The sequence below is a fragment of the Streptomyces sp. SID486 genome, from assembly GCF_009865385.1.
In the GTDB taxonomy this organism is placed as follows: Bacteria; Actinomycetota; Actinomycetes; order Streptomycetales; family Streptomycetaceae; genus Streptomyces.
In genome coordinates this window covers 36,171-51,460 of sequence record NZ_WWJT01000051.1, presented here as the reverse complement: position 1 = coordinate 51,460, position 15,290 = coordinate 36,171, and the positions used below count along the sequence as shown (strand labels likewise).

The following is a 15,290-nucleotide window of genomic DNA, read 5'->3' as shown; positions in this document are numbered from 1 at the left end:
CCCCGCTCCGGACCACCCGTCTGCGGCCACCCGTCTGCGGCGGCCAGGCCGGTGCCGGTCCCCGGGCCGCCCCGGGTACGCCGAGGCCCGGCCTCCCCGTGGGGCGGCCGGGCCTCGGCGATGCGTGGTGCGGGGGTCCTACATGCCCACGGCGGCGCGCAGGGCGTCCACGCGGTCCGTGCGCTCCCAGGTGAAGTCGGGCAGCTCGCGGCCGAAGTGGCCGTAGGCGGCCGTCTGGGCGTAGATCGGGCGGAGCAGGTCGAGGTCGCGGATGATCGCGGCCGGACGGAGGTCGAAGACCTCGTCGATGGCCTTCTCGATCTTCTCGGCGTCGACCTTGGCGGTGCCGAAGGTCTCCACGAACAGGCCGACCGGCTCGGCCTTGCCGATGGCGTAGGCGACCTGGACCTCGCAGCGGGAGGCCAGGCCCGCCGCCACGACGTTCTTCGCCACCCAGCGCATCGCGTACGCCGCCGAGCGGTCCACCTTGGACGGGTCCTTGCCCGAGAACGCACCGCCGCCGTGGCGGGCCATGCCGCCGTAGGTGTCGATGATGATCTTGCGGCCGGTCAGGCCGGCGTCACCCATCGGGCCGCCGATCTCGAAGCGGCCGGTCGGGTTGACCAGCAGGCGGTAGCCCTCGGTGTCGAGCTTGATGCCCTCGTCCAGGAGCGCCTTCAGCTCCGGCTCCACGACGAACTCGCGGATGTCGGGGGCGAGCAGCGACTCCAGGTCGATGTCGGAGGCGTGCTGGGAGGAGACGACCACCGTGTCGAGGCGGACGGCCTTGTCGCCGTCGTACTCGATGGTGACCTGCGTCTTGCCGTCCGGGCGCAGGTAGGGGATGGTGCCGTTCTTGCGGACCTCGGACAGGCGCTTGGACAGGCGGTGCGCCAGGAAGACCGGCAGCGGCATCAGGGTGGGCGTCTCGTCGGACGCGTACCCGAACATCAGGCCCTGGTCGCCCGCGCCCTGCCGGTCCAGCTCGTCCTCGTCGCCCTCGACCCGCGCCTCGTAGGCCGCGTCCACACCCTGCGCGATGTCCGGGGACTGCGCGCCGATGGACACCGACACGCCGCAGGAGGCGCCGTCGAAGCCCTTCTTGGAGGAGTCGTAGCCGATCTCCAGGATCTTGCCGCGGACGAGGGTCGCGATGTCGGCGTAGGCCTTGGTCGTGACCTCGCCGGCCACGTGGACCAGGCCGGTGGTGATCAGGGTCTCGACCGCGACCCGGGAGGTCGGGTCCTCGCGCAGAAGCGCGTCGAGAATGGTGTCGCTGATCTGGTCAGCGATCTTGTCGGGGTGACCCTCGGTCACGGACTCCGAGGTGAACAGGCGACGGGACACAACGCTCCCTGTGGTTGCAGCGGCTGCTGGCTGATCATTTGCGGAGGACACGGGGCTGCGCCCGGCGTCGACCGTGAACAGTTTATCGGTCGCACTCGTCCGACGGGCCACCGTCTCGCCTCTCGGGAGCGCTGTGACCTGCGGCACGGGCATTCTGCACAATGGCGAGCGGCCTTGGCCAGGGCCGCCACACCCGATTTGAGCCGGTCGCGGCCCGCCGACGGGTTCGCCCGACCGCGTGCCGGACGTCAGCCCAGTCGTCCTACGACGAGGTCCCAGACGGTGTCGGCGAGGGCCTCCTTGGGGCCGTACGGCACCGGTGTCTCGCTGCCGTCGGCGCCCAGCACCACGGCTTCGTTCTCCTCGGAACCAAAGGTCTTGCGCTCGCCCACCTCGTTCACCACGAGCAGGTCGCAGCCCTTGCGGGCGAGCTTGGCGCGGCCGTTGGCGAGGACGTCGTCGGTCTCGGCGGCGAAGCCCACGATCACCTGTCCGGGCCGGGCCCGTTCGGCGGACACCTCCGCGAGGATGTCCGGATTTCGCACCAGGACGATGGGGTCGGGATCCTGGCCGTCCTTCTTCTTGATCTTCCCGGCGGCGTAGGCGGCCGGGCGGAAGTCGGCGACGGCGGCGGCCATGACCACGGCGTCGGCGTCCGCCGCGGCCTTCAGGACGGCCTCGCGCAGCTGCACGGCGGTGCCGGCCCGGACGACGTCGACGCCCGCCGGGTCGGGCAGCGCGGTGTTGGCCGAGACGAGCGTCACACGGGCGCCGCGGGCGGCCGCGGTCCGGGCGAGGGCGTAGCCCTGCTTGCCGGAGGAGCGGTTGCCGAGGAAGCGGACGGGGTCGAGCGGCTCGCGGGTGCCGCCCGCGGAGACGACGACGTGCCGCCCCGCCAGGTCGGGCGTGGTGCCGCCGCGGGCCAGCACGCGGCGGCAGACCTCGAAGATCTCGGTGGGGTCGGGCAGCCGGCCCTTGCCGGTGTCGACACCGGTGAGGCGCCCGACGGCGGGCTCGACGACGACCGCGCCGCGGCGGCGCAGCGTGGCCACGTTCTCCTGGGTGGCCGGGTGCTCCCACATCTCGGTGTGCATCGCCGGGGCGAAGACCACCGGACAGCGGGCGGTGAGGAGCGTGTTGGTCAGCAGGTCGCCGGCGAGGCCGTGGGCGGCCTTGGCGAGGATGTCGGCGGTGGCCGGGGCCACGACCACGAGGTCGGCCTGCTGGCCGATGCGGACGTGCGGGACCTCGTGGACGTCGTCCCAGACGTCGGTGGCGACCGGGTTGCCGGACAGCGCGGACCAGGTGGCGGCGCCGACGAAGTGCAGCGCGGAGGCGGTGGGCACCACGCGGACGTCGTGGCCCGACTCCGTGAACCTTCTCAGCAGCTCACAGGCCTTGTAGGCGGCGATGCCACCGCTGACCCCCAGCACGACCCTCGGCTTGTCCACCGTGTCTCCCCGGACTCGACAACGTACGACGAAAACGTACGACTCCATGACACACCACAGGCCCGGCAGGATGACTGCCGGGCCTGTGGATAAGTCAATCGCGATCTGAAGGTACTACTGCGCCGGGCCCTCGATGGCCTCGGAGGTCAGCAGACCGGCGTTGATCTCCCGCAGGGCGATCGAGAGCGGCTTCTCGTGCACGTGGGTGTCGACGAGCGGACCGACGTACTCGAGGAGGCCCTCACCGAGCTGCGAGTAGTACGCGTTGATCTGGCGGGCACGCTTGGCCGCGTAGATCACGAGGCTGTACTTCGAGTCGGTCGCCTCGAGGAGCTCGTCGATCGGCGGGTTGATGATGCCCTCGGGCGCGGTGATGGAAGAGGACACGCTCTACCTTCCGATGGATGGGTAAGAATCAGACATCGTGATCACGGTCACGATCACACAACGTCCATCAAGGCTAGCAGCTCGCGGGCCACGTCCTCGACGGAGGTGTTGACCAAGGTCGTATCGAACTCCGGCTCGGCCGCCAGCTCGGTCCGCGCCGCCTCCAGGCGGCGCTCGATGACCTCGGGCGACTCGGTCCCCCGGCCGGTCAGCCTGCGCACGAGCTCCTCCCAGGAGGGCGGGGCCAGGAACACCAGCTGGGCGTCGGACATTGACTCCCGGACCTGCCGGGCGCCCTGGAGGTCGATCTCCAGCAGGACGGGCTCACCGTTCTCCAGCCGCTCCAGCACGGCCGCGCGGGGCGTGCCGTAGCGGTTGCCGGCGAACTCGGCCCATTCCAGCAGCTCGCCGTTGGCGATCAGCTTGTCCATCTCCTCGTCGGTGACGAAGAAGTAGTGGACTCCATGCTGCTCACCGGGGCGCGGCTTGCGGGTGGTCGCGGAGACCGAGAGCCAGACGTCGGGGTGTTCCTTGCGCATATGAGCGACGACCGTGCTCTTGCCGACCCCCGAGGGGCCGGAGAGCACGGTCAGCCGCGGACGTGCGTCCGGGGGCTCGGGGGTCGTCCCCCGGAGTGTTACTGCCATGCAGCGATTATTCCAGCAATCCCGGAGTGCCCGGGACTCCCTGTCCGCCCGGAGGCGGACTCAGGAACCGGTGCTGCCGAACTCACGCTCCAGGGAGGCGATCTGGTTGGAACCGAGACCGCGTACGCGGCGGCTCTCGGAGATGCCCAGACGCTCCATGATCTGCTTCGCGCGGACCTTGCCGACGCCCGGCAGGGACTCCAGCAGCGCGGAGACCTTCATCTTGCCGATGACGTCGTTCTCCTGGCCCTGCTTGATGACCTCGTGCAGGGAGGCGCCGGAGTGCTTGAGTCGATTCTTGACCTCGGCCCGCTCCCGGCGAGCCGCGGCGGCCTTTTCGAGCGCGGCTGCGCGCTGTTCAGGGGTAAGGGGCGGAAGAGCCACGCCTACGTCACCTCGGATGTCGAACTGTCGGATACGGACCGGTGAGGAACCTAGTCGCCCCACACCTGGGGAGCTACGAGCAACACGCTGCCCGTTCTCCCCCACTGCCTGAGGGGCGAGGGAGGTGCCCCCACTGCTCGGAGACTAGCGGGCAAGTCCGCCAGAGTCAGCGAGAACAGCGGAAAAGTCCTGGTCAGCCTTGATCAGGCCGGACATAGCAGACATACTGCCCTCGATTTGAGGATGTATTCACACTCCAGCCGGTGTGACGCCGCTCGGCCGGGCACCCGGCTCGCGGCTCAGACCGCCCCGACGGCCGCCCGGATCTCCTGCGCGAACCGCTCGGCCGACCCGCGCAGCGCGCCGACGTCGGGACCGTGACGCAGAACACCCCGGCTGACGTTGGGCACGACGTTGCGCACGGCGGCGCCGAAGACGCCGGGAAGGTCGGCCGGCCGCGCGCCCTGGGCGCCGATGCCGGGGGCCAGGAGCGGGCCGTTGACGTCCAGGTCGTACGAGGACAGGTCGCCGAGGGTGGCGCCGACCACCGCGCCGAAGGAGCCCAGCGGCTCCTCCCCCGCGTTCTCGCCCGCCAGGTGGGCCAGCATGGTCGCGCCGATGTTCCGGCCGTCCCCGCGGACCGCGTGCTGCACCTCGCCGCCCTCCGGGTTGGAGGTCAGCGCCAGCACGAACAGGCCGGTGCCGCTCTCCCGGGCCAGGGCGACGGCCGGGCTGAGCGAGCCGTAGCCGAGGTACGGCGAGACGGTCAGCGCGTCGGAGAACAACGGGGCGTCCGGGTGCAGGAAGGACTCGGCGTAGGCGGCCATGGTCGAGCCGATGTCACCGCGCTTGGCGTCCATCAGGACCAGGGCGCCGGCCGCCCGCGCCTCCTGGACCGACCGCTCCAGCACGGCGAGGCCGCGGGAGCCGAACCGTTCGAAGAAGGCGATCTGCGGCTTCAGGACGGCGACCCGGTCGGCCATGGCCTCGACGACCGTACGGCTGAACCGCTCCAGGCCGGCGACGTCGTCGTCCAGGCCCCACTCGGCGAGCAGCGAGGCGTGCGGGTCGATGCCGACGCACAGCGGGCCGCGCTCGTCCATGGCGCGGCGCAGCCGTGCGCCGAAGGGATCCAGCGGGCTCATGCGGACTTCCTCACGTCGGCGCCGACCGCGTCGGCGAGGGTGGCGTACGGGCTGGTGCGCAGGCGGGCGGCGAGGCCCTTGTGGATCGACCGGCACCAGAAGGGGCCCTCGTAGATGAAGGCGCTGTAGCCCTGGACCAGCGTGGCCCCGGCCAGGATGCGCTGCCAGGCGTCCTCGGCGGTCTCGACGCCGCCGACGCCCACCAGGGTGATCCGGTCGCCCACCCGCGCGTACAGGCGGCGCAGGACCTCCAGGGAGCGCGCCTTGAGCGGGGCGCCGGACAGGCCGCCGGTCTCCTGCACCAGCGCGGGGGCGGACCGCAGGCCGAGGTCCTCGCGCGCGATGGTGGTGTTGGTGGCGATGATGCCGTCCAGGCCCAGCTCCACGGCGAGGTCGGCGACCGCGTCGACGTCCTCGTCGGCGAGGTCGGGGGCGATCTTCACCAGCAGCGGGACCCGGCGGTTCGCCACCGTGCGGTCGGCGGCCTCGCGCACGGCGCCGAGCAGCGGGCGGAGCGCCTCGGTGGCCTGGAGGTTGCGCAGGCCGGGCGTGTTCGGCGAGGAGACGTTGACGACCAGGTAGTCCGCGTAGGGCGCGAGCCGCTCGGCCGACTTCACGTAGTCGCCGACGGCCTCGGCCTCGGGGACGGCCTTGGTCTTGCCGATGTTGACGCCGACGACGGTCCGGAAGACCGGCTCCCGGGTCGCCAGGCGGGCCGCCACGGCGAGCGAGCCGTCGTTGTTGAAGCCCATGCGGTTGATCAGCGCCCGGTCGGCGACGAGCCGGAACAGCCGCTTCCTGGGATTGCCCGGCTGCGGCTCACCGGTGACCGTGCCGATCTCGACGTGGTCGAAGCCGAGCATCGACATCCCGTCGACGGCGACGGCGTTCTTGTCGAAGCCGGCGGCGAGCCCGAACGGGCCGTGCATGCGCAGCCCGAACGCCTCGGTGCGCAGCTCCTTGTGGCGGGGCGCGAGCACGGCCGCGAGGAACGTGCGCAGCACGGGGACGCGCACGGCGAGCCGGATCCAGCGGAAGGCCAGGTGGTGTGCCTTCTCCGGGTCCATGCGGGAGAAGACGAGACGGAAGAAGTTCTGGTACATGGTGTCCTCATGAAGAGGGGGACACCGTTTCCGGTGTCCCCCTCGGGGCTGCTAGTCGCGGGCCGCGGTCAGGTGCTGCGCGTGTTCCTGGAGCGAGCGGACGCCCACGTCGCCGTGGTTGAGGGCGTCGATGCCCTGGACCGCCGCCGCCAGCGCCTGGACGGTCGTCAGGCACGGCACGGAGCGGGCCACCGCCGCCGTGCGGATGTCGTAACCGTCGAGCCGGCCGCCGGTGCCGTACGGGGTGTTGACGATGAGGTCGACCTCGCCGTCGTGGATGAGCTGGACGATGGTCCGCTCGCCGTTCGGGCCGGTGCCCTCGGACTGCTTGCGCACGACCGTGGCGTTGATGCCGTTGCGCTTGAGGACCTCGGCGGTGCCGGAGGTGGCGAGCAGCTCGAAGCCGTGGGCGACCAGCTCGCGCGCCGGGAAGATCATCGAGCGCTTGTCGCGGTTGGCGACCGAGATGAAGGCGCGGCCCTTGGTGGGCAGCGGGCCGTAGGCACCCGCCTGCGACTTGGCGTACGCCGTGCCGAAGACGGAGTCGATGCCCATGACCTCGCCCGTGGAGCGCATCTCCGGGCCGAGCACGGTGTCGACGCCGCGGCCCTGGATGTCGCGGAAGCGCGACCACGGCATCACGGCCTCCTTGACGGAGATCGGCGCGTCCAGCGGCAGCTCGCCGCCGTCGCCGTTCCTCGGCAGCAGACCCTCCGCGCGCAGCTCGGCGATGGTCGCGCCCAGGGAGATCCGGGCGGCGGCCTTGGCGAGCGGCACCGCGGTCGCCTTCGAGGTGAAGGGGACCGTGCGGGAGGCGCGCGGGTTGGCCTCCAGGACGTAGAGGATGTCGCCGGCCATGGCGAACTGGATGTTGATCAGACCGCGCACGCCGACGCCCTTGGCGATGGCCTCGGTGGAGGCGCGCAGCCGCTTGATGTCGAAGCCGCCGAGGGTGATCGGGGGCAGGGCGCACGCCGAGTCGCCGGAGTGGATGCCGGCTTCCTCGATGTGCTCCATCACGCCGCCGAGGTAGAGCTCCTCGCCGTCGTAGAGGGCGTCGACGTCGATCTCGATGGCGTCGTCGAGGAAGCGGTCGACGAGGACCGGCCGGGAGGGGCTGATCTCGGTCGACTCGGCGATGTAGGAGGCGAGGCGGGTCTCGTCGTAGACGATCTCCATGCCGCGTCCGCCGAGCACGTACGACGGGCGCACGAGGACCGGGTAGCCGATCTCGTCGGCGATGGCCTTGGCCCCGGCGAAGGTGGTGGCCGTGCCGTGCTTGGGGGCCGGCAGCCCCGCCTCCGCGAGGACGCGGCCGAAGGCGCCGCGGTCCTCGGCGGCGTGGATGGCCTCCGGGGACGTGCCGACGACCGGCACCCCGTTGTCCTTCAGCGCCTGCGACAGGCCGAGCGGGGTCTGGCCGCCCAGCTGGACGATGACACCGGCGACGGGGCCGGCGAGGGACTCCGCGTGGACGATCTCCAGCACGTCCTCCAGCGTGAGCGGCTCGAAGTACAGCCGGTCGGAGGTGTCGTAGTCGGTGGAGACGGTCTCCGGGTTGCAGTTGACCATCACGGTCTCGTACCCGGCGTCGGACAGCGCGAAGGAGGCGTGGACGCAGGAGTAGTCGAACTCGATGCCCTGGCCGATGCGGTTCGGACCGGACCCCAGGATGATCACCGCGGGCTTCTCGCGGGGCGCGACCTCGGTCTCCTCGTCGTAGGAGGAGTAGAAGTACGGCGTCTTCGCGGCGAACTCGGCGGCGCAGGTGTCGACCGTCTTGTAGACCGGGCGGATGCCGAGGGCGTGCCGGACCTCGCGGACGACGTCCTCGCGCAGGCCGCGGATCTCGGCGACCTGCTGGTCGGAGAAGCCGTGCCGCTTGGCCTCGGCGAGCAGGTCGGCGGTCAGCTCGGGCGCCTCGGCCAGCTCGTCCGCGATCTCCTTGATCAGGAAGAGCTGGTCCACGAACCAGGGGTCGATCTTCGTGTATTCGAAGATCTCCTCGGGGGTGGCGCCCGCGCGGATGGCCTGCATGACGGTGTTGATCCGGCCGTCGGTCGGGCGTACGGCCTCGCGCAGCAGGGCCTCCTTGTCGCCGGGGTCGCCGACGAAGGTGAACTGGCTGCCCTTCTTCTCCAGCGAGCGCAGCGCCTTCTGGAAGGCCTCGGGGAAGTTGCGGCCGATGGCCATGGCCTCGCCGACCGACTTCATGGTGGTGGTCAGCGTGGAGTCGGCCTGCGGGAACTTCTCGAACGCGAACCGCGGGGCCTTGACGACCACGTAGTCGAGCGTGGGCTCGAAGGAGGCCGGGGTCTCCTGCGTGATGTCGTTCGGGATCTCGTCCAGCGTGTAGCCGACGGCCAGCTTGGCGGCGATCTTGGCGATCGGGAAGCCGGTCGCCTTGGAGGCGAGCGCCGAGGAGCGGGAGACGCGCGGGTTCATCTCGATGACGATCACGCGGCCGTCGTCGGGGTTCACGGCGAACTGGATGTTGCAGCCACCGGTGTCGACGCCGACCTCGCGGATGACGGCGATGCCGATGTCCCGCAGGATCTGGTACTCGCGGTCGGTCAGCGTCATCGACGGGGCGACGGTGATGGAGTCACCGGTGTGCACGCCCATGGGGTCGAAGTTCTCGATGGAGCAGACGACCACGACGTTGTCGTTCTTGTCGCGCATCAGCTCCAGCTCGTACTCCTTCCAGCCGAGGATGGACTCCTCCAGGAGCACCTCGGTGGTCGGCGAGAGCGTCAGGCCCTGCCCGGCGATGCGGCGCAGCTCCTCCTCGTCGTGGGCGAAGCCGGAGCCGGCGCCGCCCATGGTGAAGGACGGGCGGACGACGACCGGGTAGCCGCCGAGGGTCTCGACGCCCTTGAGGACGTCGTCCATGGTGTGGCAGATCACCGAGCGGGCGGACTCGCCGTGCCCGGTCTTGCGCCGGACCTCCTCCACGACGTTCTTGAACAGGTCGCGGTCCTCGCCCTTGTGGATCGCCTCGGGCTTGGCGCCGATCAGCTCGACGCCGTACTTGGCCAGGGCGCCGCTGTCGTGCAGCGAGATGGCGGTGTTCAGGGCCGTCTGGCCGCCCAGGGTGGGCAGCAGCGCGTCGGGGCGCTCCTTGGCGATGATCTTCTCGACGAACTCGGGGGTGATCGGCTCGACGTAGGTGGCGTCGGCGATCTCCGGGTCGGTCATGATCGTCGCCGGGTTGGAGTTGACCAGGATGACGCGCAGGCCCTCGGCCTTGAGCACGCGGCACGCCTGGGTGCCGGAGTAGTCGAACTCGGCGGCCTGGCCGATGACGATCGGGCCGGAGCCGATGACCAGGACGGACTGGATATCGGTGCGCTTAGGCACGCTGGCCCTCCATCAGGGAAACGAAGCGGTCGAACAGGTAGGCGGCGTCGTGCGGGCCCGCTGCCGCTTCGGGGTGGTACTGGACGGAGAAGGCCGGCTGGTCGAGCAGCTGGAGCCCCTCCACGACGTCGTCGTTCAGGCAGACGTGCGAGACCTCGGCGCGGCCGAACCTCGTCTCGCTGACCTTGTCGAGCGGCGCGTCCACGGCGAAGCCGTGGTTGTGCGCGGTGACCTCGACCTTGCCGGTCGTACGGTCCTGGACCGGCTGGTTGATGCCCCGGTGGCCGTACTTCAGCTTGTAGGTGCCGAAGCCGAGGGCGCGGCCGAGGATCTGGTTGCCGAAGCAGATGCCGAACAGCGGCGTCCGGCGCTCCAGGACGGCGGTCATCAGGGCCACCGGGCCGTCGGCCGTCGCGGGGTCGCCGGGGCCGTTGGAGAAGAACACCCCGTCGGGCTCGACGGCGTAGATCTCCTCGGCGGTGGCGGTGGCCGGCAGCACGTGCACCTCGATGCCGCGCTCGGCCATGCGGTGCGGGGTCATGCCCTTGATGCCGAGGTCGACGGCGGCGACGGTGAACTTCTTCTGGCCGACCGCGGGGACGACGTACGCCTCCTTGGTGGCGACCTCCTCGTAGAGGCTCGCGCCCTTCATGTGCGGCTGGGCCTGTACGCGCTCCAGCAGCTCGGCGTCGGCCGCGAGTGCCTCGCCGGAGAAGACGCCGGCGCGCATCGAGCCGCGCTCGCGCAGGTGGCGGGTGAGGGCGCGGGTGTCGATGCCGGAGATGCCGACGACGCCCTGCCGCTCCAGCTCGTCGTCCAGGGAGCGCCTGGAGCGCCAGTTGGACGGCACGCGCGCGGGGTCGCGCACGACGTAGCCGGAGACCCAGATGCGGCCCGACTCGTCGTCCTCGTCGTTCCAGCCGGTGTTGCCGATCTGGGGGGCGGTCGCGACGACGATCTGGCGGTCGTACGACGGGTCGGTGAGGGTCTCCTGGTAGCCGGTCATGCCGGTGGAGAACACGGCCTCGCCGAAGGTCTCCCCCACGGCCCCGTAGGCGCGACCGCGGAAGATGCGGCCGTCCTCCAGGACGAGTACGGCGGGAGCCTTCGCGGCTCCCCTGGTGGAGGTCGTCATCGCGCGCCTTCCGTGTCGTTGGTCATCTGGTTCAGGGTGTCGACCCAGTCGGCGTGCTCGGCCGCGTGGTCGGAGCGGAAGCCGGAGTCGATCAGTTTGTCGCCCAGCGCCCAGGTCACCACCAGCAGTCCGCCCTCGGTGAGGACCTTGCCGGCGATGCCCTTGTCCAGCCGGGCGCCGCGCAGTGCGGCCGTGGGGACGAAGAAGTCGGTGGCGCCGGGGCGCTCGACGAGGAGCCCCGCGTCGGTCAGGGTGAGCCGGGCCCGGCTGCGGGTGCCCAGGCCGTGGGCCACGATCCGGTCCAGCCACTGCCCGGCGGTGGTGGAGCCGTGGTAGCGGCCGCTCATGCCCAGTTTCACCGGGCCGGTCTCCTCCGGCGCGGTGGGCAGCGCCGGGAGGTCACCCTGAAGGGTGCCGCGCCACTTCCAGCCCTCGCGCATCAGCCAGTAGACGAGCGCGATGAACAGGGCCAGTCCGACGAGCCAGCCGATGCGGCCGCCCCAGTCGGTGACCTCGGCGGACTTCCGTGCCTCGGCCAGCAGGATTACAGGTGTCACGTGAGCTTCCCGTCGACGAGCGTGGCCTTGCCCCGCAGCCACGTGTGCGTCACACGGCCCGGCAGCTCACGTCCCTGGTAGGGGGTGTTGCGGCTGCGTGAGGCGAAGCCCGCGGGGTCCACCAGGCCACGGTATTCCGTGTCGACGAGGGTGAGGTTGGCGGGCTCACCAGCCGAGACGGGACGGCCGTGCCGGGTGGCCTGTCCGATCTGCGCGGGCTTGACGGACATGCGGTCGGCGACGCCGGCCCAGTCCAGCAGACCCGTGTCGACCATGGTCTCCTGGACCACCGACAACGCGGTCTCCAGGCCCACCATGCCCATGGCGGCGGCGGCCCACTCGCAGTCCTTGTCCTCGTGCGGGTGCGGGGCGTGGTCGGTGGCGACGATGTCGATCGTGCCGTCGGCGAGCGCCTCGCGCAGGGCCATGACGTCGCGCTCGGTGCGCAGCGGCGGGTTGACCTTGTAGACGGGGTCGTAGGTGCGCACCAGCTCGTCGGTGAGGAGCAGGTGGTGCGGGGTGACCTCGGCGGTGACCTGGATGCCCCGGGACTTGGCCCAGCGGACGATCTCCACGGAGCCGGCCGTCGACAGGTGGCAGATGTGGACGCGGGAGCCGACGTGCTCGGCGAGCAGCACGTCGCGCGCGATGACCGACTCCTCGGCGACGGCCGGCCAGCCGCCCAGGCCCAGTTCGGCGGAGACGACGCCCTCGTTCATCTGGGCGCCCTCGGTCAGCCGGGGCTCCTGGGCGTGCTGGGCGACGACGCCGCCGAACGCCTTCACGTACTCCAGCGCGCGGCGCATGATCACGGCGTCGTCGACGCACTTGCCGTCGTCGGAGAAGACGGTGACACCGGCGGCGGACTCGTGCATCGCGCCCAGCTCGGCGAGCTTGCGTCCCTCCAGGCCGACGGTGACGGCGCCGATGGGCTGCACGTCGCAGTAGCCGTGCTCCTGGCCGAGCCGCCAGACCTGCTCGACCACGCCGGCGGTGTCGGCGACGGGGAAGGTGTTGGCCATGGCGAAGACGGCCGTGTAGCCGCCGCTCGCCGCAGCGCGGGTGCCGGTGAGGACGGTCTCGGAGTCCTCGCGGCCCGGCTCGCGCAGGTGGGTGTGCAGGTCGACCAGGCCCGGCAGCAGCACCTTGCCGCCGGCCTCGACGACCTCGGCACCCTCGGCGGACAGCCCGGCACCGGTCCCGGCGATGGTCTCCCCGTCGATCAGCACGTCCTGCGGCGCGCCGCCGAGCACCTTCGCACCACGGATCAAGATCTTGCTCATGGGTTTTCTACTTCTCCTCGGTACGGGCGGGGGTGACGGCGGGCTCGTTGCCGCCGAGCAGCAGGTAGAGGACGGCCATCCGGATGGAGACGCCGTTGGCGACCTGCTCGACGGCGGTGCAGCGGCCGGAGTCGGCGACCTCGGCGGTGATCTCCATGCCGCGGACCATGGGGCCGGGGTGCATCACGATGGCGTGCTCGGGCAGCCGGGCCATGCGGTCGCCGTCCAGGCCGTAGCGGCGGGAGTACTCGCGCTCGGTCGGGAAGAAGGCCGCGTTCATGCGCTCGCGCTGGACGCGGAGCATCATCACGGCGTCGCTCTTGGGCAGCGTGCTGTCGAGGTCGTACGACACCTCGCAGGGCCACTTCTCGACGCCGACCGGGACGAGGGTGGGCGGGGCGACCAGGGTGACCTCGGCGCCGAGGGTGTGCAGCAGGTCGACGTTGGAGCGGGCGACCCGGCTGTGCAGGACGTCGCCGACGACGGTGATCCGCCTGCCGGACAGGTCCTGGCCGAGCCCGGCGTCGCGGCCGATCAGCCGGCGGCGCATGGTGAAGGCGTCCAGCAGGGCCTGGGTGGGGTGCTGGTGCGTGCCGTCGCCGGCGTTGATGACGGCGGCGTCGATCCAGCCGGAGTTGGCGAGCCGGTACGGGGCCCCGGAGGCGCCGTGCCGGATGACCACGGCGTCGACGCCCATGGCCTCCAGGGTCTGCGCGGTGTCCTTGAGGGACTCGCCCTTGGACACCGAGGATCCCTTGGCGGTGAAGTTGATGACGTCCGCGGACAGCCGCTTCTCGGCGGCCTCGAACGAGATCCGCGTGCGCGTGGAGTCCTCGAAGAAGAGGTTGACGATCGTCCGGCCGCGCAGGGTCGGCAGCTTCTTGATCGGCCGGTCGGCGACCCGGGCCATCTCCTCGGCGGTGTCGAGGATCAGGACGGCGTCGTCGCGGGTGAGATCGGCGGCCGAGATGAGATGACGCTGCATCTGTCAGGCTCCGTAAGGCAGTTCATTCGGGAGAATTACGACATACCGGGCATCGGTCGGCACGCCGGGGGCGGCCGGGTGCCCGGCTCGCTAGTGACCGGCCGGCTTCGCACCGAGGAGCACGGTGTCGCGACCGTCCTCCTCGGCGAGCTGCACCTTGACCGTCTCCCGCAACGACGTGGGGAGGTTCTTGCCGACGTAGTCGGCGCGGATGGGCAGTTCACGGTGGCCCCGGTCGACCAGGACCGCGAGCTGCACCGCGCGCGGGCGCCCGATGTCGTTCAGCGCGTCGAGGGCGGCACGGATGGTGCGCCCGGAGAAGAGCACGTCGTCGACGAGGACGACCAGCCGGCCGTCGATGCCGTCACCGGGGATCTCGGTACGGGCCAGCGCACGCGGCGGGTGCATGCGCAGGTCGTCGCGGTACATCGTGATGTCGAGCGAGCCGACGGGGACCGTGCGGTCGGTGATCTGCGCCAGCTTGGCGGCGAGCCGCTGGGCGAGGAAGACGCCCCGGGTCGGAATGCCGAGGAGCACCACGTCGTCGGCGCCCTTGGCGCGCTCGACGATCTCGTGGGCGATGCGGGTCAGCACCCGCGCGATGTCGGGACCTTCGAGAACGGGCCGGGCATCGGACGCCTGAGGATGCGCGTGCAGGTCCTGCCTGCCGTGCCTGTCGTGCTTGTCCATACGAAACGGACCCCCTTCTCCGCCTCACGGGACGGATCTTAAAGGACGTCGGATTTGCGCCATCCACGGTAGCAGGTCGCGCACCGCCTCCCGGCCTCCCCCCTGTCACCCGCTTGGCCTAGTGGACGGCCACTACCACGGAAGAGTCGGTGTGGACCATTCGGCTTGACGCATGAGAGTCACGCTGCGTAACCTCACAGTGAGTTACCAGCCGCGCGGCGGGAAGACAGCCGGCCGCGTCGACACAGTGTCCGGGGAGCCATATGTCCAGCGAATACGCCAAACAGCTCGGGGCCAAGCTCCGGGCCATCCGCACCCAGCAGGGCCTTTCCCTCCACGGTGTCGAGGAGAAGTCCCAGGGGCGCTGGAAGGCCGTGGTGGTCGGTTCGTACGAGCGCGGCGACCGCGCCGTGACCGTCCAGCGTCTTGCCGAGTTGGCCGATTTCTATGGCGTCCCGGTCCAGGAACTCCTGCCGGGCACCACGCCGGGCGGGGCCGCCGAGCCGCCGCCGAAGCTGGTCCTGGACCTGGAGCGGCTGGCCACCGTGCCGGCCGAGAAGGCGGGCCCGCTGCAGCGCTACGCGGCGACGATCCAGTCCCAGCGCGGCGACTACAACGGCAAGGTGCTGTCGATCCGCCAGGACGACCTGCGCACACTCGCCGTCATCTACGACCAGTCCCCCTCGGTCCTCACCGAGCAGCTGATCAGCTGGGGCGTGCTGGACGCGGACGCGCGCCGCGCGGTGGCCTCGCACGAAGAGGCGTAGCCCCCTCCCAGGACTCAGCAGAAACGTGCCGCCGGGGTGGCCGGACCTT

Annotated in this window: 14 protein-coding genes; 1 reads left to right on the top strand and 13 read right to left on the bottom strand. The window is 71.0% G+C overall.

The window, feature by feature from the left end; translation table 11 throughout:
• Nucleotides 1-138 precede the first annotated feature (138 nt).
• The 13 genes from metK to pyrR all read right to left on the bottom strand — a co-directional run bounded on the left by metK (nucleotide 139) and on the right by pyrR (nucleotide 14,474).
• Nucleotides 139-1,347: a methionine adenosyltransferase gene (metK, locus tag GT045_RS02755; RefSeq protein ID WP_161298021.1), complete on the bottom strand. Its 1,209-nt coding sequence runs from the start codon at nucleotides 1,345-1,347 to the stop codon at nucleotides 139-141.
• A gap of 248 nt (nucleotides 1,348-1,595) precedes the next feature.
• Complete coding sequence (gene coaBC / locus GT045_RS02750) at nucleotides 1,596-2,798, bottom strand: bifunctional phosphopantothenoylcysteine decarboxylase/phosphopantothenate--cysteine ligase CoaBC (RefSeq protein WP_161298020.1); 1,203 nt, start codon at nucleotides 2,796-2,798, stop codon at nucleotides 1,596-1,598.
• A 114-nt stretch (nucleotides 2,799-2,912) separates the two neighbouring features.
• Complete coding sequence (gene rpoZ / locus GT045_RS02745; protein WP_005319902.1) at nucleotides 2,913-3,185, bottom strand: DNA-directed RNA polymerase subunit omega; 273 nt, start codon at nucleotides 3,183-3,185, stop codon at nucleotides 2,913-2,915.
• A 53-nt stretch (nucleotides 3,186-3,238) separates the two neighbouring features.
• Nucleotides 3,239-3,832 carry a guanylate kinase gene (gene gmk, locus GT045_RS02740; protein ID WP_161298019.1) on the bottom strand — a complete coding sequence of 198 codons (594 nt, stop codon included), beginning with the start codon at nucleotides 3,830-3,832 and terminating at the stop codon, nucleotides 3,239-3,241.
• Between the two features lie 60 nt (nucleotides 3,833-3,892).
• Nucleotides 3,893-4,216, bottom strand: coding sequence for an integration host factor (locus tag GT045_RS02735; RefSeq protein ID WP_003977346.1), 324 nt, complete (start codon nucleotides 4,214-4,216; stop codon nucleotides 3,893-3,895).
• A gap of 299 nt (nucleotides 4,217-4,515) precedes the next feature.
• Complete coding sequence (gene pyrF, locus GT045_RS02730; protein WP_161333166.1) at nucleotides 4,516-5,361, bottom strand: orotidine-5'-phosphate decarboxylase; 846 nt, start codon at nucleotides 5,359-5,361, stop codon at nucleotides 4,516-4,518.
• Nucleotides 5,358-6,464, bottom strand: a complete 1,107-nt coding sequence (locus tag GT045_RS02725; RefSeq protein ID WP_161298017.1) for a quinone-dependent dihydroorotate dehydrogenase — start codon at nucleotides 6,462-6,464, stop codon at nucleotides 5,358-5,360. The genes pyrF and GT045_RS02725 overlap by 4 nt, the downstream gene beginning before the upstream one ends.
• A 51-nt stretch (nucleotides 6,465-6,515) precedes the next feature.
• Nucleotides 6,516-9,824, bottom strand: coding sequence for a carbamoyl-phosphate synthase large subunit (carB, locus tag GT045_RS02720; RefSeq protein ID WP_161333165.1), 3,309 nt, complete (start codon nucleotides 9,822-9,824; stop codon nucleotides 6,516-6,518).
• Nucleotides 9,817-10,959: a glutamine-hydrolyzing carbamoyl-phosphate synthase small subunit gene (gene carA, locus GT045_RS02715; protein WP_161333164.1), complete on the bottom strand. Its 1,143-nt coding sequence runs from the start codon at nucleotides 10,957-10,959 to the stop codon at nucleotides 9,817-9,819. Before carA ends, carB begins: the two co-directional genes overlap by 8 nt.
• Nucleotides 10,956-11,516: a hypothetical protein gene (locus GT045_RS02710; RefSeq protein WP_161298014.1), complete on the bottom strand. Its 561-nt coding sequence runs from the start codon at nucleotides 11,514-11,516 to the stop codon at nucleotides 10,956-10,958. The genes carA and GT045_RS02710 overlap by 4 nt, the downstream gene beginning before the upstream one ends.
• Nucleotides 11,513-12,799: a dihydroorotase gene (locus GT045_RS02705; RefSeq protein ID WP_161298013.1), complete on the bottom strand. Its 1,287-nt coding sequence runs from the start codon at nucleotides 12,797-12,799 to the stop codon at nucleotides 11,513-11,515. The genes GT045_RS02710 and GT045_RS02705 overlap by 4 nt, the downstream gene beginning before the upstream one ends.
• A gap of 7 nt (nucleotides 12,800-12,806) precedes the next feature.
• Entirely contained in the window at nucleotides 12,807-13,784 is a 978-nt protein-coding gene (locus tag GT045_RS02700; protein WP_161298012.1) for an aspartate carbamoyltransferase catalytic subunit, read from the bottom strand.
• A 90-nt stretch (nucleotides 13,785-13,874) separates the two neighbouring features.
• Complete coding sequence (gene pyrR, locus GT045_RS02695; protein WP_161298011.1) at nucleotides 13,875-14,474, bottom strand: bifunctional pyr operon transcriptional regulator/uracil phosphoribosyltransferase PyrR; 600 nt, start codon at nucleotides 14,472-14,474, stop codon at nucleotides 13,875-13,877.
• Between the two features lie 263 nt (nucleotides 14,475-14,737).
• Here pyrR and bldD point away from each other — a divergent pair, with 263 nt between their 5' ends.
• On the top strand, nucleotides 14,738-15,241 hold the full coding sequence (gene bldD / locus GT045_RS02690; RefSeq protein ID WP_018570201.1) for a transcriptional regulator BldD: 504 nt from the start codon (nucleotides 14,738-14,740) through the stop codon (nucleotides 15,239-15,241).
• The last annotated feature ends 49 nt before the right edge of the window (nucleotides 15,242-15,290 follow it).